Below are 23,331 nucleotides of genomic sequence, written 5' to 3'. Positions count from 1 at the left end.
GCCGAGACCGCAACCGTGTCCGACCGGTCTCCTGCCATAGTATTTAAAGGACTTTATGAGCACCTCACCTACCGACATCGCCACTGACAGCAATATCAGCCGCAGTGGATTTCTGCTGGCACTGGGCGCCGCCGCCCTCTTCTCCATTAAGGCGATCTTTATCAAACTGGCCTACCGCTATGGCGTCGATGTGGAGACTTTTATTCTCCTGCGCATGGCCCTGGCACTGCCGTTTTACATCGCCATTCTGCTTTTGCTACACCAGCGAGGACAGTGGCAACCGGTGAGCGGACGCAACCTGCTGATTACCGTCGCTCTGGGGCTCTGCAGCTATTACCTGGCGAGCTTTCTCGACCTGCAGGGGCTGCGCTATATCAGCGCGAACTTCGAGCGCCTGATCATTTACCTGTACCCCACCCTGGTACTGATCCTCGGCTGGCTGTTTCTGGGGAAATCCGCTTCACCCCGGCAGCTGCTGTGCCTGGCGGGCGCCTACGGGGGGATTCTGTTGATTTACTGGCAGGACCAGGATTTCAGTACCGGGGTGCCAACCCCCTCCTGGGTAAACCTTGAGGGCGTGAGCTGGGGCGCGCTTCTGACCTTCGGCAGTGCACTCAGCTTTTCACTCTATGTGGCCTTCAGCGAGAAAGTGATCCAGACACTAGGAAGCCGGCAGTTCACCGCCCTGGCCATGATGGCCGCAAGCGCCGCGATTGCGGTGCATTTTGCAATCCAGGGGGACTGGTCGCGCCTGCAACAACCGTGGCCGGTTTACAGCTATGCGCTGGCGGTCGCGTTTCTGTGCACGGTGATTCCGTCGTTAATGATGAGCGCGGCGATCCTGCAGATCGGCTCCGCGACGACCGGCGCCATTGGCACATCCGGCCCGGTGGTGACACTGATTGCTGCCGCACTGGTACTGGGGGAACCCTTTACCACGATCCACCTGTTCGGCATGGTGGTGATTATCGGCAGCCTGCTGCTATTGAAGCAACCAGTGAAGCAGCCGGTGAAGCAACCAACACAACCCAAGGCTGCGCCCGCAACCAATCAGACGAACTAGCAACCAACACCTTACGGCGCCGCCTCTTTAAGCCTGGTGATTTCATCGCGCAGCTTGGCGGCGGCCTCGAACTCCAGGTTTTTGGCGTGGTTGTACATCTGCTCCTCGAGTTCTTCGATGCGCGCCCAGCGCTGCTGATCGGTAAGCGGCTTCTGATCGGCCTTGTAGGCAGCACCCTTCTCAGCCACTTTACGGCGTGATTTGGGCACCCCGGGAGCGATGGCGCCCTCCATGATATCGGCGACACTCTTGCGGATGCCTTTGGGGGTAATGCCGTGTTCCGCGTTGTGTGCCAGCTGTTTTTCGCGGCGGCGCTCCGTCTCCTCCAGCGCGCGCTTCATGGAATCCGTGACTTTATCGGCGTACAGAATCGCCCTGCCCTCCAGGTTACGCGCGGCGCGACCGATAGTCTGGATCAGCGAGCGATCTGAGCGCAAAAAGCCTTCCTTGTCCGCATCGAAGATGGCAACCAGAGACACCTCAGGCATGTCCAGCCCCTCCCGCAGCAAGTTGATCCCCACCAACACATCGAACTCACCGATGCGCAGATCGCGGATGATCTCTACCCGCTCCACGGTATCGATATCCGAGTGCAGATAGCGCACTCGCACGCCGTGTTCCTGGAGGTATTCGGTCAGATCTTCCGCCATGCGCTTGGTCAAAACGGTAATCAGCACGCGCTGATCCTTGTCCACACAGCGGTGAATTTCCGACAGGGTATCGTCCACCTGGGTCGCCGCCGGACGAATCTCGACTTCCGGATCCACCAGGCCCGTGGGGCGCACTACCTGCTCTACCACCGCGCCGGCATGTTCCTGCTCATACTTACCCGGGGTGGCCGACACGAAAATCGTCTGCGGCGACAGATTCTCCCACTCTTCAAACTTTAGCGGCCGGTTATCCAGCGCCGATGGCAGACGGAAACCGTATTCCACCAGGGTTTCCTTGCGGGAGCGGTCGCCGCGGTACATACCGCCGATTTGCGGCACGGTCACGTGACTTTCGTCGATAAACAGCAGCGCATCGTGGGGCAGATAATCGAACAGGGTGGGCGGGGGCTGGCCGGGGTCGCGCCCGGACAGATAGCGGGAGTAATTCTCCACACCGTTGCAGTAACCCAGCTCCTGCATCATCTCCAGATCGTAGCGGGTGCGCTGCTCCAGTCGCTGGGCCTCCAGCAACTTGCTGTTCTCCCGCATCTGCTCGAGACGCTCTTTCAACTCCTCTTTAATCTGGTCGATGGCGTCGACAATGGTCTCGCGCGGGGTCACGTAATGGGACTTCGGGAAAATGGTGATGCGCGGAACTTTCTGTAGCACCTCCCCGGTGAGCGGGTCGAACAGGGTAATCTCTTCGATTTCCTCATCGAACAGAGAGAGGCGCACCGCCTCCAGATCCGAGTCCGCGGGATAGATGTCGATGATATCCCCGCGCACTCTGTAAGTAGCACGGCGGAAATCCGCATCGTTGCGGGTGTACTGTAGCTCGGCGAGACGACGCAGAATCGTGCGCTGATCGACGATATCCCCACGATCCAGATGCAGCACCATTTTGAGGTACTTGTCCGGATCACCCAGACCATAGATGGCCGATACTGTCGCCACCACAATCACGTCTTTGCGCTCGATCAGCGCCTTGGTGGCAGAGAGGCGCATCTGCTCGATGTGCTCGTTGACCGAGGCATCCTTCTCAATAAAGGTATCCGACGACGGCACATAGGCTTCCGGCTGGTAGTAGTCGTAGTAGGAAACGAAATACTCCACCGCGTTGCGCGGGAAAAACTCCTTGAGCTCACCATACAACTGAGCTGCCAGGGTCTTATTGTGCGCCATGACGATGGCCGGGCGCTGCAGGCGCGCAATGACATTGGCCATGGTAAAGGTCTTGCCGGAGCCGGTTACCCCCAGCAGAGTCTGGTGCGCCAGACCATCTCCCACCCCCTCAACAAGCGCCTCGATGGCGGCTGGCTGATCCCCTGCGGGCTCGTATTTACTGGCAACTTCAAAAGGACGGGTTTCCATTGACCAACTACCACTCCGGTTTCGCTTCACGCCCGGCACTCCGGGGTGGGAAATTGTAGGCGCACACCCCGGTGCGGGACAAATCAGGTCTTAGCTTGAACGGGGCGGCGAGAAAATAAACACTGCAAAATCAAAGGCTTATTTTTAGGTAAAAGGGTTGACCTGGTTTGGGGTGCTCTATAAGATACGCGCCACCTGACCGGGACGGCATTTGCAAGACCGATCAGGCAGTTCCGCCTTAGCTCAGTTGGTAGAGCAAATGACTGTTAATCATTGGGTCGCTGGTTCGAGCCCAGCAGGCGGAGCCAAATTCAAAATGTTCGTTGCGACACTTAATTGCCACGAAGATTTTATTTAGAGCTATGCTCTTTCAGGGCCACCTTCACCAAGAGGCAGGCGCCCTAACCGAAAATTCCGCCTTAGCTCAGTTGGTAGAGCAAATGACTGTTAATCATTGGGTCGCTGGTTCGAGCCCAGCAGGCGGAGCCAAACAAAAAACCCCGTACCCTAACCGGTTACGGGGTTTTTTATTGCCTGACGTTTGGTGGCCTCGGCAGGCACTTTGATTGGGCCTTTATTCCGGGAATACGGAGGGGGCAAACACAATTCGCCCCACCCCACGTATCCATCAATTATACTTCCGGCACTTCGCCGGTGATTCTTTGCACCCGGCGACCACCTGACGCTACAGGCAAACGACGCACTTCTGCGCCCTCCGACACAGCACTTCCAGATACACCGGCTTCCGACAACTGCGTCCAGACTGTGTCCACCAACTCCTGTTTCGGCGTATAGTCTTTCACCGCTTCAATCAACAGGCGATGCACCGCAGCACAATCCTGGCGCACGCAGGCGTCTTTCAGCTCGACCATAAACGACTGAAGCTGCTCACTGGGCAGGCGCTCCTCTTCGGCGCGCATGATCATAGGGTGATCAGTTCCCGCAACCGCATCCCCCAGCAATAACTCTTCGTAAAGCTTCTCACCCGGGCGCAACCCGGAAATCTGAATTTCGATATCGCCATCGGGGTTGGCCTCATCGCGCACGGTGTGACCCATAATCTGAATCAGACGCCGGGCAATATCCAGAATGCGAACCGGCTCACCCATATCCAACACAAAGACTTCCCCTTTGCGCCCCATGCTTCCCGCCTGTAGCACCAGCTGTGCCGCTTCAGGAATGGTCATAAAGAAACGGGTCACCTTGGGGTGGGTCACCGTCACCGGGCCGCCGGCATTGATCTGGTCGGTAAACAGCGGAATAACCGAGCCTGAAGAACCCAGTACATTTCCGAAACGCACCATGCAAACCCGGGTACGCCCGAAACGACGCCCAAAATCCTGACAGATCAACTCGGCAAGGCGCTTAGTCGCTCCCATGACATTGGTCGGGCGCACCGCCTTATCCGTGGAAACCAGTACAAACTGCTCCACGCCGTACGCCTCGGCAGCTTCCAGCACGGCGAGAGTACCCAGCACATTATTCTCGGCACCCACCACCACATTCTGCTCCACCAGCGGCACATGCTTGTAGGCCGCCGCGTGATAGATGGTGTGCACTTCGAATGACTGGATAATCTCGGCAACCCGCCCGCGATTACGAACATCCCCCAACAGCGCTGTCACTTCCACTTGCAGGCCTTCATCCTGCTGCTGTTGCTGTAACTCGCGCTCGATCTGGTACAGGGAGAACTCTGAAGACTCGAGCATTATCAGCTTGGCAGGTGCCCACTGGATAATCTGACGACAAAGCTCCGAGCCGATAGAGCCACCCGCCCCTGTCACCATCACCACCTTGCCGGTAATGGATGCTGAGACCAGCTCTTTCTGCGGCTCAACCGGGGCACGCCCCAGGATGTTTTCATAAATCTGGGAGACATCGGATACGCGGCCGGCACTGTCTACCAACTCCTCCATACCCGGAATCACTTTCACCACGATACCGCGCTCACGCAGGCTGCGAGTGATCTCTCGACGACGACGCTTGGGCACGCCGGGCATTGCCAGCAGGATTTCGGAAATGTCCCGCTCGGCAATCACTTCGTGGATATTGGCCGGGCTATAAACCAATACACCATCAATCAGCGTATTCTGTTTGGAGGCGTTGTCGTCAAAAAAAGCGACGGTCTTGTACATCTCGCCGTGAATCAGCCCCTTGTACAGCTGCAGGCCAGCGGTACCCGCACCGTAAATTGCAACGCGAGTTTTGTGAATTTCCAGCGCCATCTGGTAGTAGACACGCACCAACCAGCGGGAACCACCCACGGTAATCAGCGCGAAACACCAGTAAATGACCGGGACAGAGCGCGGCACACCGGCATAGGTGAGGTAGGAAGCCACCGCCAAGACCACGGCAGACGCCGTCACGCCCTGCAGCACAGCCACAATAGCCTGCTGACCCATGTAGCGGATTACCGTGCGATACAACCCCAGGCGGAGGAAAATAAAACTACTGGAAATGAGTGTCATGGCCAGACACAACGCCATAGCGGGCTCGGTGACCGTGCCAGCACCATTAAAGCGAATGGTCATGGCCAGTAAAAACGCAGCCGTGAGCATCAGCAGGTCATAGCAGAGCATCAAAAACGGCTTGTAGTTTTTTTGCGCAGCTTTATAAAAGCTTTTCACCAACCCCCCAAAAAATTCCTTTACCGGGCACCACAGGCCCTCCCACAAACACAAACAACCGAAATGCCCTTTACGTCATTTACCCTTCGCAACCACTTTGTGGGGCCGTCAAGCCACCCCGGATGCTACCAGCACCAGGGCTAACAAAGACGTGCTCACCATCACGGCCACTTCGATAAACAATGACGTTTTCACGCCGTGCTTCAGTGCCATCCGCTGGTAAAAATGCTGGCGATGCGCTTCCCACCAGCGCTCTCTGCGCAGCATTCTGATGATCAGGGTAACCGTGGCATCCAGCCAGAACGGCAGAAATATCAGCAACGGAACCACCAACCCAAAGGCGCCCTGCTGCCAGCCTGCCACACTCACTGCAAAAACCGCCAGACCGATTACGGTTGAGCCGGCATCACCGAGGAAAATTTGTGCACGCGGCCAATTGTAGTACAAAAAAACGACACTACTTGTTGCGACCAACAGGCAAATAATTCCGATTTGCGGCACATTTCTCAAAAAGCAGATCGCACCCAACGCTGCAAAGCCGATCGCCGTCATACTCCCGGCAAACCCGTCCATGCCATCCATAAAGTTATACAGATTGACAACCCAGACGCCGGTCAGGACCAACAGCGGCCATATAACCCACGACCTTGGCGTAACAAACGACAGCGCCAACGAATACAGCAAGACCATTACGGATAAAATCTGTACAGAGAAACGCAATCGCGCGCTCAGCGAGCGCAAATCATCGGCCACAGAAACCAGCAGTAACGCGATAAAGGCAAAAACGATGCCAGGTTGAAATTCCGGCTGACTTAGCAGTAATCCGACAGAGGTGCCAGTCAGCAGCCCCCAACCCCCAGTTCTCGGCACCGGCGTTTCATGTAGGGAGCGGTGATTCGGCGCATCCAAGGCAAATTCACGCAGCCGGGTTAGAAGCAGTCGCAACACCATCGCGGCGACGGCGCCGGACACTGCGCAATAAATAAGCAGCGACCACCAACCGTGATCAAAATACGCCCCCATCAACGATCCCCGTCCAAGCCCCGTAAATACTGACTGTAGCGTCGATTTGCGCGCCAATTCAGTGCATTTTTTATTCGCGCTGAACTATATAGCTCGCTCCTTTGAACATCAAGGAAACCTGTCTTAACTCCCAGGTGCAGCCAACGCCCCTCAACTATCGGCCCTCATCGATCAAAAAAGAAACAGCGCCCTGGGGCGCTGTTTTGGTACTTATTTACAACTGGATCCGATCTCTATTCTTCTCCAGCGTGGCTACGCCGATCCCCTTGATTTCGAGAAGCTCTTCAACGCTGGAAAAGCTACCGTTTTCTTCTCGATACTGGACGATCAGCTCTGCACGCGCCGCCCCTACGCCATCCAGTGCTGCGGACAATTCTTCCGCTGTGGCAGTATTCAGGTTCACGACCTGCACTTCCTGCGCCGGCATATCTTCGGCGAATACAGCCGGTACATTGACCAGCAACATGGAAAGGGCAAATAGTGCAGCAAGAGGGAAACGAAACAGTTTCATGGCAAATTCCTTTTTGTAATTGCTCAAAGTGTTATGGTCTTCAATCCGTGGGACCACAAACCTCCCCAGGCGGAAGCACTCTAGCAAACTATCTGCAACCTTTTGAGCCCTGAGCCATTACACGCCATTACACCGCGTTACACCGGTTTACATTACGATCAATGGCCCGCCAATTCCCGCACGATCGCCTGCAGCGCTCCAGCTGGATCTTCCGCCGCGGTGATCGGGCGACCAATCACCAGATAGTCAGAGCCGTTTTTCACTGCATCTGCCGGCGTTACGATACGACGCTGGTCGTCTGCTGCCGCACCCGCCGGACGAATACCGGGGGTCACCAGCGCAAAATTCTTGCCGCATGCAGCTTTGAGCGCACCCGCTTCACGCGCAGAACAGACAACACCATCAAGGCCACTTTCTTGAGCAAGCCTGGCCAGCGCGGTAACCTGCTCACCCAGAGCACGCGTCACCCCTACCGGCGCCAGCTCTTCCTCGGCGGTACTGGTCAGCACGGTTACCCCGATCAGCAGCGGGCGCCTGTCGCCAAAGGACTCCAGGGCGTCGCGAGCGGCGCGCATCATTCTCTCGCCGCCGGAGGCGTGCACATTTACCATCCAGACACCGAGATTGGCGGCCGCACGTACAGCGGCCGCCACCGTATTCGGAATATCGTGAAATTTCAGATCGAGAAACACGTCAAAGTCCAACGCCACCAGCTGTCGCACCAGCTCCGGGCCGGTGATGGTAAACAGTTCTTTTCCGACTTTGACACGGCAGACTGCCGGATCCAGTTGCGCGGCCATCGCCAGAGCGTCGTCGGCATTATCGTAATCCAGAGCCACGATAACCGGAGAAGAAACAGATTCAGTCAATGAACACCTCAGTGTCAGGAATGGGTGAAAGAAATAAGTCGGCCGGACCGGAGCTATTCGCCCTCAATCCCTTTGACCGAGCGCACGGTATCCCAACGCTTGCAGCTGGGACACAGCCAGTGCAGTTGATTGCCGGAAAAACCGCAGTGATTACAGCGGTAGTGAGGACGGCTTGCAATCAGCTGATCGATCAGGTTTTTCAGCAGGTACAGGTTCTCTCGAGAGCGCCCTTCAGTACTGTCGATATGCAGGTTCAGAAAATGGCCCAGGCCACGCAGTGAAGGACGTAGCGCGAGCTGCTTACCCATAAAGGCCGCCGCTTCCGCTTCACTCTGCTGCTGATGAATACGCTCTGCCAGCGCGATCAACACACTATTTGTGGGGTGCTCTCTCTGCAGCGCCTCAAGATAGCGCTCGAGCCCCCGCTCGTCGCCTAGCGCGTCGTAGCAGGTAATCAGTAATTCAAGGATTTCCGGGATGTAATCCGGATTCTGTTTGGGCACCCGCTCTAACACACGAATCGCTTCCTGTGGGCGCCCCAGAATATGCTCCAGCCGACCCAGCAGCAGATTGGCACGCACCGAGTGCTTGTCGTATCCCAGCGCCGCGTCAATATGTTTACGCGCGCTCAGGTAGTCCTTGCCATTGATCGCCTCTTCCGCCAGTTCACAACAGAAATGCGCCTGAATAGGCGCCCATTCGCTGGACAATCGCTTGAAGCGACGGCCGTGCAGTAGGTTAACTGCATGAATACCTTTGGCCCACTCCCGTTCATCTCGATAAACCTCAACCAGATATTCAAGACTGGTATTACGCAGCTCAGAAGACGTTTCCACCAGCTCCTGCAACAAACGCTCTGCTCTGTCGAGCCAACCGGCGGCGATATAGTCCCGCGCCAGTTCCAGTTGCGCCTTTTGCTGGCTGATACGATTAAGGCTGGGGCGTGCGAGCAGGTTCTGATGCACCCGAATAGCCTGATCGTGCTCCCCGCGTTTACGCAGCAGGTTGCCGAGGGCAAGGTGGGTTTCAAAGGTGGCGCTACTGACTTCAAGCGAGTCAATGAACTTTTCGATGGCGTCGCCGTGGCGCTCACTCAAGAGGTAATTCAACCCCTGCGCATAAGACTGCGCCAGGGCTTGGTGCTCGTTATTCTTGGCACCCTTTTTCTTGCCACTCTTGCGACCGAGATACCACCCAATGGCAATAGCCGCAAAAATGAAAATGAAAAATATCAGGTCGCTCAAACTACTCTCCGGCAACCTGTCGACGCACCGTATGCAACTCGCGCTCGGTGCGCAGTAATTGGCGCTCCAGGCCTTTCACCCGACGCCGCTCAGTCCAATAAGGCAGAAGACTGGCGAGAAACCCGAGCAAGGCACCGATCAGCAGGAAACCGATCAGCCAGAAGCCGACACTGCCCGCAAATAGGGGATATCCCGCAAATCGGGGGGTAATGCTTTCGGGGTTATCGACTGCAAAATATACACCCAGCGCAATACACGCCAGTGCCAATATCCCGAACAGCAAACGCGATATCCAGCGCAGAAATGACAAGTGAACCTCCGGTTCCGGAAGGAATGTGAAAATCTAAAAGTCCGTTACAGTGTTAGCCCACTGTGACCAGCTCAGCAATGGAATCCTCGTCCGCGACTTACGCGTCCTCGTAGACATCCCGCTTCATCTGCTGGTTTACCCTATCCCTGAGTTCTTTTCCCGGTTTGAAGTGCGGAACATATTTGCCCGCCAGCTCCACGGAGTCACCGGTTTTCGGGTTGCGCCCGGTGCGCGGCGCGCGATAATGCAGGGAAAAGCTGCCAAAACCGCGAATTTCTATACGCTCCCCTTCTGCCAGAACACTCGACATAGTGTCCAGCATGACTTTGACCGCCAGTTCAACATCCTTAACCGGCAGCTGATCCAACCTCAGAGCAATTTTCTCGATCAGTTCAGACTTGGTCATGCAGTCCGCAATCCTTTCTAAGTCATTGATTATTCTGGAATAGCGGCAATCATCTAATAGAAAGCCGGACTGGGCAACCCCAGTCCGGCTTTCGCATAGCCTCAGCTCATTGAGCCAAAACCATTGATAACAAAACCTTATCAGTCTTTGTTATTCATCTGCGCCTTGATCAGGTCACCGATAGTCGCCGGCTGAACCTGTTCAGCCTGCTTCTTGCTGTGATCCTTGATCGCTTGCTTCTCATCGTCCTGATCTTTGGCTTTGATGGAGAGGCTGATCACGCGGTTCTTGCGATCCACGCTGGTGATCTTGGTCTCTACTTCTTCGCCTTCTTTCAGAGCGTTGCGCGCATCTTCAACCTTGTCGCGGCTGATTTCGGAAGCGCGCAGTACGCCTTCCACTTCGTCCGCCAGGGTGATAATGGCTTGCTTGGCATCAACTTCTTTGATGGTACCCATTACGATGCTGCCGCGATCGTTGGTGGCTACGTAATCAGAGAACGGATCGGATTCCAGCTGCTTGATACCCAGGGAGATACGCTCACGGTCGGAGTCGATACCCAGGATAACGGTTTCCAGCTCGTCACCTTTCTTGAACTTGCGCACGGCTTCTTCGCCAGCTTCGTTCCAAGAGATGTCGGACAGGTGAACCAGACCGTCGATGCTGCCGTCCAGACCGATGAAGATACCGAAGTCGGTGATGGACTTGATCTTACCGGAGATCTTGTCGCCTTTAGCGAATTTACGCGCAAAGGCATCCCACGGGTTCTCTTGACACTGCTTGATACCCAGGGAAATACGACGACGCTCTTCGTCGATATCCAGAATCATTACCTCGACCTCGTCGCCAACATTGACAACTTTGGACGGGTGAATGTTCTTGTTGGTCCAATCCATTTCGGAAACGTGTACCAGACCTTCCACACCTTCTTCCAGCTCGGCGAAGCAGCCGTAGTCGGTCAGGTTGGTGACAACCGCTTTCACGCGGCTGTTTTCCGGGTAACGCTGCTTGATGGATACCCAAGGATCTTCGCCCAGTTGCTTCAGGCCCAGGGATACACGGCTGCGCTCGCGGTCGAACTTCAGTACTTTTACTTCGATCTCGTCGCCAACATTCACGATCTCGCTCGGGTGCTTGATGCGCTTCCAAGCCATATCGGTAATGTGCAGCAGGCCGTCGATACCGCCCAGATCTACGAAAGCACCGTAGTCGGTCAGGTTCTTCACGATACCTTTGATCGCCATGCCTTCTTGCAGGCTGGCCAGCAGGGCTTCACGCTCTTCGCTGTTGGCTGCTTCCATCACGGCGCGACGGGAAACAACAACGTTGTTGCGCTTGGCGTCCAGCTTGATCACTTTAAAGTCGAGCTCTTTGCCTTCCAGGTGCGCGGTGTCGCGAACCGGGCGAACGTCTACCAGAGAACCCGGCAGGAACGCGCGGATGTTCGCAACGTCAACAGTAAAGCCACCTTTAACCTTGCCGCTGATAACACCCTTGACCACTTCGTCTGCAGCGTGTGCAGCGTCGAGGATTTTCCAGGCTTCAGCGCGCTTGGCTTTTTCGCGGGACAGACGGGTTTCACCGAAGCCATCTTCTACGGCTTCCAGGGCAACCTGTACTTCGTCGCCGATCTGCAGATCGACTTCGCCTTTTTCGTTTTTGAATTGCTCTGCAGGAATCACACCTTCAGACTTCAGGCCCGCGTGAACGGTAACCCAGTCTTTATCGATGTCGATAACCATTCCGGTCACGATAGCGCCAGGCGCCATCTCGACACTCTTCAAGCTTTCTTCAAATAACTCAGCAAAGTTCTCGGTCATTACTCATACCTATTTAGGTGGGCCCGGCCGCGGATGACTGTAAAACGTAGTCGATCTTCAGCTCAGACCCCGCCGCGCTGCCAGCACGCGGGCTAGATTACGACAGCGGCCGGGCAATTCTGGCTGATCCCGGCCGCTGACGTTAGAAACAGATTGTTTGGACTGATCACTACCGGTGCGCTTTAGCACCCTGTTGTCAGTCTGGCTCAACTGATACGTTCTTGTACCAATTCGAGCACTTGTTGCAGAACACCCTCTATATCGATGTCCGTGCTATCCAGCACCACGGCGTCTTCTGCGGGGGCCAGAGGGGAGGTTGCGCGGTTCATATCCCGGTCGTCCCGGGCGCGGATGTCCTCCAGCAGGTCGCGGAGGCTAACAGAAACACCCCTACCCTGCAACTGATCGAAGCGGCGGCGGGCGCGCTCTTCCGCACTGGCCGTCAGGAACACTTTGACCGGCGCGTCAGGGAACACGGTGGTGCCCATATCACGCCCGTCGGCGACGAGCCCCGGCAACTCGCGAAAATCCCGCTGCCGCTGCAGCAGCGCTTCACGCACAGCGGGTAAAGCCGCCACTTTGGACGCCGCCATGCTGACGCGCTCCATACGGATATCGCGGCTGACATCTTTACCAGCCAACACCGCACTGACTTCGCCGCCGGCAATGGCGAAGCGGATATCGAGGTTGGCAGCTATCTCTGCCACCCTCTTCTCATCCGCCAGATCTACCTCCGCATCCAAAGCGGCCAGCGCGGTCAAACGGTACAGCGCCCCGGAATCCAGCAGCGAATAGCCGAGCTTGTCTGCGACCAGCTTGGCAATGGTGCCTTTACCGGAGCCGCTCGGGCCGTCGATGGTGATTACAGGGGCTTTGGTGGTCATATCAGTCTCACGAAATCCAGTACTACTTTAGTTAGCCGCGATGGCCTCTGGCAGAGATTCTGCCACTTCCCAGGAAACTAACCCAGGGAAACTACCCGCAGGTTCATACCCGCACCTTTCGCCAGTTCGGCAAAATTGGGGAAGGAGGTGGCCACGTTGGCGCAGTGCTTGATACGGATATCCGCACCGGCACGCAGAGCGGCTACCGCGAAGGACATGGCAATACGGTGATCGCCAAGACTATCCACCTCACCGCCACCAAATACCGCGCCTTCACCACCTTTACCCTGAATCACGATGCCATCCGCAGTCGGCTTGGCATCCACACCCAGAACTTCGAGGCCGTCGGCCATGGCCTGAATGCGATCACTCTCTTTGACCCGAAGCTCTTCCGCACCGGTCAGCACAGTCTCACCCTCGGCACAGGAAGCGGCGACAAAGATCGCCGGAAATTCGTCGATGGCCAGGGGCACCTGGTCTTCCGGAATTTTGATGCCTTTCAAAGGGGCGTAGCGCACACGGATATCCGCCACCGGCTCACCGCCCACTTCGCGCTGATTCTCCAGGGTTATGTCGGCACCCATGGCGCGCAGGATATTGATGGCACCGTCGCGGGTCGGGTTGATACCCACGTGCTGCAGCAGCACGTCGGAGCCCGGTGCGATGGAAGCCGCCACCATAAAGAAGGTGGCAGAAGAAATATCCGCGGGCACATCGATGTGGCCAGCGGTCAGTTTGCCGCCGCCTTTCAGGCTGGCGCGGGGACCGTCACGCTGCACTTCATAGCCGAAGCCCGACAGCATACGCTCGGTGTGATCGCGAGTTGGCGCCGGCTCGGTCGTACTGGTTTCACCATCGGCGTACAGGCCCGCCAGTAACACACAGGACTTTACCTGGGCGCTGGCCATGGGCAGGGTGTAATCGATGGCCTTGAGCGCATTACCCCCTTTGATCTTGAGCGGCGGACGCCCTTCCTCTCCGGTCTCCACCACCGCACCCATTTCACGCAGCGGGTTGGCCACACGGTTCATCGGGCGCTTGGACAGGGATTCGTCACCGGTCAGCACGGTATCGAACTTCTGTCCGGCGAGCAGGCCCGCCAGCAGACGCATGGAAGTGCCGGAGTTACCCACGTACAGAGGCCCGGGAGGCGCCTGCAGACCGTGCATGCCCACGCCGTGAATGGTAACGCGGCCGTTGACCGGCCCCTCAATCACCACACCCATATCGCGGAACGACTGCAGCGTGGCGAGGGCATCTTCCCCTTCCAGGAACCCTTCCACCTCAGTGACGCCTTCCGCCAGGGAACCCAGCATGATCGAGCGGTGAGACATGGACTTGTCACCAGGCACTCGTAGGTCGCCATTTACCGCACCGCCCGGTTGGGCAATAAAAGTTACTTCCTTCGCTTCCATAGTTTCCGTATACGCTTTTTTGGCCAGCATTTTGGTGAAGTGATCCCGCGCCGCCTTGGCTCGGGTAAATACCCCCATCAGCTGCTCGCTGTCGCCGCTGGCAATGGCACTGCGCAGAGAACCCAGATTGGAGGTGTAGAGATCGATGGATTTCAGAATGGCATCGCGATTGGCCAGCATTATATCCCGCCACATCACCGGATCACTGGAAGCGATACGGGTGAAATCGCGGAAACCGCCGGCCGCGTAACGAAAAATATTTTCGTTCTCCGCATCATGGGCCAGGGTATCGACAAGACCGAAAGCGATCACATGAGGCAAATGACTGGTAGCGGCGAGCACTTCGTCGTGCTCATCGACCGGCATACTCAGCACTTCTGCACCCACCGCTTCCCACATTTTCCGAATGCGGTGTACATGCTCATCCGCGGTATTTTCCATCGGTGTGAGAATAATGCGGTGCGCGATATAGAGATCGTCGCGAGCGGCGGTCACCCCACTCTGCTCGGAGCCGGCGATGGGGTGGCCCGGCACCAGAAATTCTGGCACTTCGCCCCAGACATTTTTTGCCGCGGCAATCACGCTGCCCTTTACACTGGCCCCATCGGTAATGGTGACACCCGCAGGTACCCGGTCTTTTAGCTGGGCGAATACCGCCTCGACCGTCAGCGTAGGTACCGCTACGAAAATCACATCCCCGGCTTCCAGCTCCGGTAGGATATCCGCGATATCGGTAACCGCGCGATCCACCACACCCAGCGCCACTGCCTGCTCACAGGTCTGGGGGCGGCGGGCAACGCCAATAACCTCACGACAACCACTGGCCGCCTTCAATCCCAGCGCGAGACTGCCACCAATCAAACCAATACCGACCACGACCAAACGGCCAATCCCGGCTGCTGCATCCTGACCCGCCAAAGTCCCTGCTTCCGGCATTTACAGAACTCCGCGGGGGTAGGAGCCCAGCACTTTCATATCCGATGCGCAGGCACCCACATCCTTAAGCGCCGCGGCGATATTCTCGGTATCGCGGTGACCAACAAAGTCGATGAAGAATACGTACGTCCAGTTGCCACTCTGGGACGGACGGGTTTCCACACGGGTCAGATCAATTTTGTGGGTCTGGAATGGCACCAGCAGATCGTGCAAGGCACCCGGCTCGTTGCGCATGGAGACCATTAGAGAAGTCTTGTCATCGCCACTGGCGGGCACAGCCTGAGTCCCGATAATGAGGAAGCGGGTGGAGTTGTCCGGGCGATCTTCAATTTTCTCATTAAGGATCTTCAGGCCGTACATCTCCGCAGCCATATCGCCGGCGATGGCCGCCGCATTCCACTCACCTTTGACGCGCTTGGCGGCTTCTGCATTACTGGCCACCGCTACCCGTTCCACATTCGGATAGTAGGAATCCAGCCATTTGCGACACTGGGCCAGGCTTTGTGCATGAGAGTAGATGCGGGTAATGGATTCCTTGCGGGTGATATCGGAAATCATCAGGTGCTGGTGGATACGCAGCTCCACCTCCCCACAGATTTTCAGGTTGGACGTCATAAAGTTGTCCAGGGTGTGGTTCACCACACCCTCGGTGGAGTTCTCCACCGGCACTACACCGTAATTTACCGCACCGGCTTCCACTTCGCGGAACACTTCATCGATGGCCGCCAGCGGCTTGGAAACCGCAGAATGCCCGAAATGCTTCAATGCCGCCTGCTGGGTAAAGGTGCCTTCCGGCCCCAGGTAGGCGACCTTGATGGGCTCTTCCAACGCCAGGCAGGCAGACATAATTTCACGGAACAGCCGCGCCATCTCCTCATTGGTCAGCGGCCCCTGATTGCGCTCCATGGCACGACGCAGTACCTGCGCCTCGCGCTCGGGACGGTAGTAGAGTGCGTTCTCACCGTTCTTTTTTTTGACTTCTGCCACTTCCAGCGCACAGTTGGCGCGCTCGGAAATGAGCTTCGCAATGTCGCTATCGAGACTGTCGATACGATCACGCAGTTCGAGCAGGCGCGGGTCCTGCTTGGGCTTATCTTCAGACATAACTATCGCCCTCTTACCTAATCCTTCCAATCAATATCCGGCTGCAATCAGCCGTTGCGCTGTTCGAAGTCCGCCATAAAGGCGACCAGAGCCTCAACCGCTGCCAAAGGCACCGCGTTATACAGGGAAGCACGCATACCACCCACGGAACGATGCCCCTTGAGGTTCAGCAGGCCTGCCGCTTCAGACTCTTCGAGGAACAGCTTGTCCAGTTTTTCGTCTGCCAGCACGAACGGCACATTCATGCGCGAGCGGCTTTCCTTCGAAACCGGACTGGAAAAGAAATCGCTGCGGTCGAGGAAGTCATACAGCAATGCAGACTTCTTCTTACTCAGCTCCGCCATGGCGGCAACGCCACCCTGCGCTTTCAACCATTTGAATACCAGTCCAGACAGGTACCAGGCGAAAGTCGGCGGTGTATTGTCCATAGAACCACCGTCTGCAGCGACCTTCCAGTTCAGGCTGCGCGGAATATCCGGCAAAGCACGATCCAACAGGTCGTCGCGCACGATACCCACCGCAATTCCGGACGGACCGATATTTTTCTGGGCGCCAGCGTAAATAAAGCCGAACTTATCCACCGGAATTTCCTTGGACAGAATGCAGGACGACATATCCGCAACCAGCGGGCTTTTTACATCCGGGATGTATGGGAACTCCACACCGCCGATGGTTTCATTCGGTGTATAGTGAAAATAAGCTGCATCATCACTTTCCTGCCAGCTATCCGCCGCCGGCGCGTAACTGAAGTTGCGGTCTTCCGATGAAGCGACAATATTCACCTGACCATAGCGCCGTGCCTCCTTGATCGCCTTGTCCGCCCACTGCCCGGTATGAATATAGTCGGCGGACTTGCTGCCGCCCCCCAGCAGGTTCCAGGGAATGGCGCTGAATTGACCGGTGGCGCCTCCCTGCAGAAACAATACCTTGTAGTGGCTCGGGATAGCGAGCAGGTCGCGCAGGTCCTGCTCGGCGGTTTCCGCCACTTCGGTAAACTCCGGCGAGCGGTGGCTTACCTCCATCACAGAGCAGCCCAACCCCTGCCAATCCAGCAATTCTTCCTGTGCCTGCTGCAATACCGGCTCCGGCAGCGCCGCAGGTCCCGCACAGAAATTAAACTTTCTCATCGATTCACTTCCACAGAGAAAAAACAAACTTGGATAAATTCTTTGGCCTCAGACGCAATGTCGAGATGGGCAAACCCCACTTTCAACACTTGCGATTACAGACCTTTCGCCACCGACACATTCCCGGCCGCTAAAGTCAAAAAAGGCCGCGAGTTTTCGCAGCCTTTTTCGAGATAAATCCGGTTCAGAGGTTACTCCTCGGCAGCGCCGCCTTCGGCTGCACCACCCTCTTCGCCCTCTTCACCTTCGGTCTCCTGAATACGCGCCAGACCAACCAGATGCTCGCCGCTCTTCAGGCGAATCACCCGAACGCCCTGGGTATTTCGACCGAGAACCGAAACCTCATCAACGCGAGTACGCACCAGGGTGCCCTGATCGGAAATCAGCATGATTTCCTCTGATGGGTGCACCTGACAGGCGCCAACCAGGGCACCGTTGCGCTCACTTTCCGCAATGGCAATCACACCCTGAGTGCCGCGCCCTTTGGTGGGGAAGTCGGAAGTCGCAGTGCGTTTACCGTAACCATTCTCGGTCACCATCATCACCGAGCCACCCTCTTCCGGGATCACCATGGCGATGACATGTACACCTTCGGCCATGCGGATACCACGCACACCACGGGAAACACGCCCCATGGAGCGTACGTTTTCTTCCGCGAAACGGGCCGCTTTACCGGCACTGGTCAGCAGCAGCACATCCTGCTTGCCATCGGTAATGGCAGTGGCAACCAAGCGATCGGTTTCTTCCAGCTCAATGGCTCGCAGGCCAACGCTACGCGGACGGGAGAATGCCGTCAGCGGGGTTTTCTTCACGGTGCCGTTGGCAGTGGCAAAGAAAATAAAGTGGTCTTCGTCGTACTCGGACACCGGCATCAGGCTGCTGATGCGCTCGTCATCTTCCAGTGGCAGCATATTCACCATTGGGCGACCGCGGGAAGCGCGACCGGCGGTGGGCACCTCATACACCTTCAACCAGTACACCTTACCCTTGTTGGAGAAGCACAGAATGGTGTCATGGGAGTTGGCGATCAGCAGGTGCTCAACAAAATCTTCGTCTTTTACCTGAGTGGCAGATTTACCCATACCGCCACGGCGCTGAGCCTGGTAGTCCGCCAGCGGCTGGCTCTTGGCGTAGCCGCCGTGGGAGATGGTTACGACCTTGTCTTCGGGGGTAATCAGGTCTTCTACGGACAGATCCTGGCGGGAAGCGACGATATCGGTACGACGCTCATCGCCGTACTCTTTTTCCAGCACTTCAAGCTCTTCGCGGATTACCTGCATCAGGCGCTCGGGGCTGCCGAGAATCTCCAGGTATTCGGCGATCTGTTCCAGACGCTCGCTGTATTCCGCCAACAGCTTGTCGTGCTCCATACCGGTCAGGCGGTGCAGGCGCAGTTCGAGAATGGCCTGGGCCTGAGCCGGCGACAGATAGTAAGCGCCATCGCGCATACCAAATTCTTTCGGCAGATCATCCGGGCGGCAGGCGTCGGCACCGGCGCGCTCCAGGAACTGCTCCACTTCACCCACCGGCCAACCTTTGGCCAGCAGCGCCTCACGGGCTTCTGCCGGAGTGGCGGAGGCTTTGATCAGCTCGATGACCGGGTCGATATTGGAGATGGCAATCGCCAGACCTTCCAGAATATGACCGCGCTCACGCGCTTTGCGCAAGAGGTATACGGTACGGCGGGTCACCACTTCCTGGCGGTGACGGATAAAGTATTCCAGCAGCTGTTTCAGGTTCAGCAACTTGGGCTGGCCGTCCACCAGCGCCACCATATTGATGCCGAACACGCTTTCCAGCTGGGTCTGGGCATACAAATTGTTCAGAACCACATCACCCAGCTCACCGCGCTTAAGCTCGATCACTACGCGCAGGCCGTCTTTGTCAGACTCGTCGCGCAGCTCGGAAATGCCTTCGATTTTCTTTTCTTTAACCAGCTCGGCAATACGCTCGATCAGGCGCGCCTTGTTCAGCTGGTAGGGAATCTCGTGGATGATGATGGTTTCACGATTGGTCTTGTCATCGCGCACCACTTCCGCTTTGGCACGGATATAGATGCGTCCGCGACCTGTGCGGTACGCCATCAGGATTCCCGCACGACCATTGATGATCGCGCCGGTGGGGAAATCCGGACCCGGGATGTACTCCATCAACTCATCGATGGTCAGCTCGCTGTTATCGATCAGCGCCAGGCACCCTTTCACCACCTCACTGAGGTTGTGCGGCGGAATATTGGTGGCCATGCCCACGGCAATACCGGAAGAACCGTTGACCAGCAGATTGGGCACCCGCGACGGCAACACTTCCGGCATTTGCTCGGAGCCGTCGTAGTTATCAACAAAGTTGACGGTTTCTTTATCCAGATCCGACAACAGCTCGTGGGCGAGCTTATCCATGCGGATCTCGGTGTAACGCATCGCTGCCGCGCTGTCACCGTCGATGGAACCGAAGTTACCCTGACCGTCTACCAGCATGTAACGCAGGGAGAATGGCTGCGCCATACGCACAATGGTGTCGTACACAGCACTGTCGCCGTGCGGGTGGTATTTACCGATTACGTCACCCACCACACGGGCAGATTTTTTGTAGGGTTTGTTCCAGTCGTTTTTGAGTTCGTTCATCGCGTAGAGCACGCGCCGGTGCACCGGCTTCAGGCCATCGCGCACATCTGGCAACGCACGGCCCACAATCACGCTCATCGCATAGTCGAGGTAGGATTGCTTCAGCTCTTCTTCGATATTGATCGGAGAAATTTCTTTGGCTAATTCGCCCATATTTTCAGGCATTCCTTATCGTTAACGCCACCCGCGGGGCAGGCCCCGGCTACACCTGTAACCACCACCCTTCTCTGGGAGCGCACAGCAACAGGCTGGGAACTGGTGGGGCCAGTAAGTCACGGACCCCGATCAAGCGGGCGATTCTAGCACATCAGACGCCAAGTGCGGACTTGTTCGCGCACCTTCCCGCAGTTAAAGTCTGCGCCTTTCCAACGGAACAAAAAACACACAACAGCCATGGTAAACCGCACCGCACCCACTGAAAGAACGCACAATAAACAGGCGATCGACACCCTGATCCACGCTCGCTGGATTATTCCGGTAGTACCGGAAAAGCGACTGTACGAAAATTGCTCACTGGCGATTACTAACGGCACCATCACCGCCATCCTGCCCAGCAGTGAAGCCCGCAACCGCTTCGCACCAAAGGAAGAACGGCAGCTTGGTGATCAACTGCTTATTCCAGGGCTGATCAACACCCATAACCACGCCGCCATGAGTCTGCTGCGGGGGTTCGCCGACGACTATCCGCTGATGACGTGGCTGGAAAAACACATCTGGCCCGCGGAGCAACAGTGGGTCGGCCCGGAATTCGTCAGCGACGGCACCAGACTCGCCATGGCCGAAATGCTGCGCAGCGGCACCACTACTTTCTGCGACCAGTACTTCTTCCCGGAAGCCACCGCCGCCGCCGTCCGCGAAGCCGGCATGCGCGCCCAGATCGCCTTCCCAATCATCGACTCCCCCAACAACTGGTCCAGAAATGGCGACGACGCCATCGAAAAAGGGCTGGCACTGCGGGACGATTACCGCTCCCACCACCGCATCGGCGTCGCCTTCGCCCCACATGCGCCCTACACCGTGGGCGACGAGACCCTTAAGAAAATTGCCATCTACGCCAACGAGCTGGGAATATCGGTGCAGATGCACCTGCACGAAACCGCCGGCGAAGTAGAACGCGCCGTGGCCGAGACCGGCCAACGCCCCACAAAACGACTGCACAACCTCGGCCTGCTCTCCCCTCAATTCCTGGCCGTACATATGACCGCACTGAACGACGATGACATCGCCCTGATCCAGAAAACCGGCGCCCACATCAGCCACTGCCCACGCTCCAACCTCAAGTTGGCCTCCGGATTCAGCCCGGTGGCGAAAATGCTGGAAGCCGGCATCAACGTCTCCATCGGCACCGACGGCGCCGCCAGCAACAACGGCCTCGACATGCTCGCGGAAACCAACACCGCCGCACTACTGGCCAAAGCCGTCTCCGGACAGGCCGACGCCCTCCCCGCCCACCAGGCCCTCGCCATGGCCACCATCAACGGTGCACGCGCCCTGGGCATTGACGATGTCACTGGCAGCATTGAAGTAGGCAAAGCCGCAGACCTGTGTGCCATCGACCTCAGCGCCCTGGAACAACAACCCCTGCACGACCCGCTGTCACAGCTGATCTACACCGCCAACGGTCACCATGTGCGCAATGTGTGGGTGGCCGGAAAGCAGCTGCTGAAAGACCGCAAACTCACCACACTCAATGAAGAAGAACTGAAGCAACGGGCGGCGAACTGGCGTGATAGAATCGCGGGTCGCACGCACTAGGCTGCTAACGAAGCCAAACACCAAGAATCGAAGCTGGCGCTCCCGGTAACCGTTTCCGGGACCGTCTGCGGCCAGGACGGCCGCAGCCGAGCCCCCATGGACGGGTTTACGGCGTGTCCCGGAAACGGTTACCGGGAGCGACGGCGCCACTGCAGGTGGGAATAACGGACCCCACAACCTAAACAAGGCCCAAATGATCAACGTAGATCCGGCGGAAATCGCCAAATTTGAACAACTGGCCAGCCGCTGGTGGGACCAGCAGGGTGAATTCAAGCCCCTGCACGAGATCAACCCCCTGCGCGCCAATTACATCGACCAGCGCGCACCCGTCGCCGGCAAAAAACTGCTCGACGTAGGCTGTGGCGGCGGCATTCTCACCGAAGCCATGGCGCAGCGCGGCGCCGATGTCACCGGCATCGACCTCGGCGAAGCCCCACTGAACGTCGCCAAACTGCACGCCCTGGAATCCGGCGTAAAGATCGATTACCAACGCATCCCCGTGGAAGAGCTGGCCGAAAACCAGCCCGGCAGCTTCGACATCGTCACCTGCCTGGAAATGCTCGAACACGTACCGGACCCCTCTTCGGTAATCCGCGCCTGTGCCAAGCTCGTCAAACCCGGCGGCCACGTCTTCTTCTCCACCATCAACCGCACCCCCAAGGGGTGGCTGTTTGCCGTGGTCGGAGCCGAATACGTCCTACGCATGCTGCCCAAAGGCACCCACGAATACGGCAAATTTATTCGCCCGTCAGAACTGGGGCGCTGGGTACGGGAAGCAGACCTGCAAACCCGCGACATCACCGGTATGACCTACAATCCCCTCACCAAACAGTACAAACTGAATCCGAGGGACGTCGACGTCAACTACCTGATGCACACCATTCGCCCCGCCGAATAAATCCAGAATTACCCGACTATGAAAGCTGTACTCTTTGATCTCGACGGCACCCTGTTCGACACCGCTCCAGACTTTGTGGTGGTGCTCAATCAATTGCGCGAGCAGGAAAAGCTGCCGCCTCTGGCAGACGCCACCATTCGCGAAGTGGTCTCCAATGGCGCCCGCGCCATGGTGCACCTGGGTTTCGGCGTCGACGAAGGGCAACCCGGGTTCGACATGCTGCGCCAACGCCTCCTGGACCTGTACCTGATGCACCTGGCCAAACACACCGTACCCTTTCCGGGCATTGAAAAACTGCTCAATCAACTGACGGAAAACGGTATCGCCTGGGGCGTGGTGACCAACAAACCCTCGGCCTACACCATTCCCCTGATGCAAGCCTTTGCGCACCTCCCCACCCCCGGTGCCATCATCTGCCCCGACGACGTCACCCATCGCAAACCCGACCCTGAGCCCATTCTGCTCGCCTGCAGCCGCATCGGCTGTAATCCCTCGGAAGCAATTTACGTCGGTGATCACGAGCGCGACATCATGGCAGGCCGCGCCGCCGGCATGCCCACCATCGCCTGTAGCTATGGCTATATCGATACTGGTGATGATCCGGAGAACTGGCAGGCAGACCACCTGATCCACCACGCGGAAGAGATCTGGCCGCTCTTGGAAAAACACTACCTGAACAAATGATTGCGACACGCAA

The 23,331-nt window shown here is 57.2% G+C and carries 18 protein-coding genes and 2 tRNA genes; 6 read left to right on the top strand and 14 right to left on the bottom strand.

From position 1 onward, the window contains the following. Positions 1-55: 55 nt before the first annotated feature. Positions 56-1,063, top strand: coding sequence for a DMT family transporter (locus tag AU11_RS01405; protein ID WP_051686851.1), 1,008 nt, complete (start codon positions 56-58; stop codon positions 1,061-1,063). An 11-nt stretch (positions 1,064-1,074) separates the two neighbouring features. Here AU11_RS01405 and uvrB read toward each other — a convergent pair whose 3' ends face one another. Further along, positions 1,075-3,084 (bottom strand): excinuclease ABC subunit UvrB, encoded by a 2,010-nt coding sequence (gene uvrB / locus AU11_RS01400; RefSeq protein ID WP_043315891.1) that lies wholly within the window; start codon positions 3,082-3,084, stop codon positions 1,075-1,077. A 232-nt stretch (positions 3,085-3,316) separates the two neighbouring features. On the opposite strand from uvrB, the gene AU11_RS01395 reads away from it, so the two are divergent. Next, positions 3,317-3,392, top strand: a tRNA-Asn gene (locus AU11_RS01395). 105 nt (positions 3,393-3,497) lie between these two features. Then, positions 3,498-3,573: transfer RNA gene (locus AU11_RS01390), tRNA-Asn, on the top strand. A 143-nt stretch (positions 3,574-3,716) separates the two neighbouring features. Here the strand turns inward: AU11_RS01390 and AU11_RS01385 are convergent. The 13 genes from AU11_RS01385 to gyrA all read right to left on the bottom strand — a co-directional run bounded on the left by AU11_RS01385 (position 3,717) and on the right by gyrA (position 20,134). Next, a complete protein-coding gene (locus tag AU11_RS01385; RefSeq protein WP_051687043.1) occupies positions 3,717-5,711 on the bottom strand; it encodes a nucleoside-diphosphate sugar epimerase/dehydratase in 1,995 nt (664 codons plus the stop codon). Positions 5,712-5,819: 108 nt separating this feature from the next. After that, entirely contained in the window at positions 5,820-6,734 is a 915-nt protein-coding gene (locus AU11_RS01380) for a glycosyltransferase family 4 protein (protein WP_051686850.1), read from the bottom strand. Between the two features lie 214 nt (positions 6,735-6,948). Beyond that, entirely contained in the window at positions 6,949-7,245 is a 297-nt protein-coding gene (locus AU11_RS01375) for a ComEA family DNA-binding protein (protein WP_043317851.1), read from the bottom strand. Between the two features lie 158 nt (positions 7,246-7,403). Next, positions 7,404-8,114, bottom strand: coding sequence for an orotidine-5'-phosphate decarboxylase (gene pyrF, locus AU11_RS01370; protein WP_043315889.1), 711 nt, complete (start codon positions 8,112-8,114; stop codon positions 7,404-7,406). A gap of 53 nt (positions 8,115-8,167) precedes the next feature. Beyond that, entirely contained in the window at positions 8,168-9,358 is a 1,191-nt protein-coding gene (gene lapB / locus AU11_RS01365; protein WP_043315887.1) for a lipopolysaccharide assembly protein LapB, read from the bottom strand. 1 nt (position 9,359) lies between these two features. After that, positions 9,360-9,668, bottom strand: coding sequence for a lipopolysaccharide assembly protein LapA domain-containing protein (locus AU11_RS01360; RefSeq protein ID WP_231491409.1), 309 nt, complete (start codon positions 9,666-9,668; stop codon positions 9,360-9,362). 97 nt (positions 9,669-9,765) lie between these two features. Then, on the bottom strand, positions 9,766-10,074 hold the full coding sequence (gene ihfB / locus AU11_RS01355; protein ID WP_043315886.1) for an integration host factor subunit beta: 309 nt from the start codon (positions 10,072-10,074) through the stop codon (positions 9,766-9,768). A 140-nt stretch (positions 10,075-10,214) separates the two neighbouring features. Continuing rightward, the gene (gene rpsA, locus AU11_RS01350; RefSeq protein WP_043315884.1) at positions 10,215-11,894 is read right to left on the bottom strand and encodes a 30S ribosomal protein S1; all 1,680 of its coding nucleotides are present in this window, start codon (positions 11,892-11,894) and stop codon (positions 10,215-10,217) included. A 206-nt stretch (positions 11,895-12,100) separates the two neighbouring features. Continuing rightward, complete coding sequence (cmk, locus tag AU11_RS01345) at positions 12,101-12,778, bottom strand: (d)CMP kinase (RefSeq protein WP_043315882.1); 678 nt, start codon at positions 12,776-12,778, stop codon at positions 12,101-12,103. A 77-nt stretch (positions 12,779-12,855) separates the two neighbouring features. Then, entirely contained in the window at positions 12,856-15,129 is a 2,274-nt protein-coding gene (locus tag AU11_RS01340) for a bifunctional prephenate dehydrogenase/3-phosphoshikimate 1-carboxyvinyltransferase (protein WP_051686849.1), read from the bottom strand. Continuing rightward, positions 15,130-16,233 carry a prephenate dehydratase gene (gene pheA / locus AU11_RS01335; RefSeq protein WP_043315879.1) on the bottom strand — a complete coding sequence of 368 codons (1,104 nt, stop codon included), beginning with the start codon at positions 16,231-16,233 and terminating at the stop codon, positions 15,130-15,132. 47 nt (positions 16,234-16,280) lie between these two features. Beyond that, on the bottom strand, positions 16,281-17,360 hold the full coding sequence (serC, locus tag AU11_RS01330; RefSeq protein WP_043315877.1) for a 3-phosphoserine/phosphohydroxythreonine transaminase: 1,080 nt from the start codon (positions 17,358-17,360) through the stop codon (positions 16,281-16,283). Between the two features lie 191 nt (positions 17,361-17,551). Beyond that, complete coding sequence (gyrA, locus tag AU11_RS01325; RefSeq protein WP_043317845.1) at positions 17,552-20,134, bottom strand: DNA gyrase subunit A; 2,583 nt, start codon at positions 20,132-20,134, stop codon at positions 17,552-17,554. A gap of 240 nt (positions 20,135-20,374) precedes the next feature. On the opposite strand from gyrA, the gene AU11_RS01320 reads away from it, so the two are divergent. From AU11_RS01320 to AU11_RS01310, 3 genes are all read left to right on the top strand, one after another. Continuing rightward, a complete protein-coding gene (locus tag AU11_RS01320) occupies positions 20,375-21,736 on the top strand; it encodes a TRZ/ATZ family hydrolase (protein WP_051686848.1) in 1,362 nt (453 codons plus the stop codon). A gap of 193 nt (positions 21,737-21,929) precedes the next feature. Next, positions 21,930-22,634, top strand: coding sequence for a bifunctional 2-polyprenyl-6-hydroxyphenol methylase/3-demethylubiquinol 3-O-methyltransferase UbiG (gene ubiG / locus AU11_RS01315; protein WP_043315875.1), 705 nt, complete (start codon positions 21,930-21,932; stop codon positions 22,632-22,634). An 18-nt stretch (positions 22,635-22,652) separates the two neighbouring features. Further along, positions 22,653-23,318 (top strand): HAD family hydrolase, encoded by a 666-nt coding sequence (locus AU11_RS01310; RefSeq protein ID WP_043315874.1) that lies wholly within the window; start codon positions 22,653-22,655, stop codon positions 23,316-23,318. Positions 23,319-23,331 lie beyond the last annotated feature (13 nt).

Source organism: Microbulbifer sp. HZ11 (genome assembly GCF_000708675.1).
Classification (GTDB): Bacteria; Pseudomonadota; Gammaproteobacteria; order Pseudomonadales; family Cellvibrionaceae; genus Microbulbifer.
This window is presented reverse-complemented; position numbering and strand designations above follow the sequence as displayed.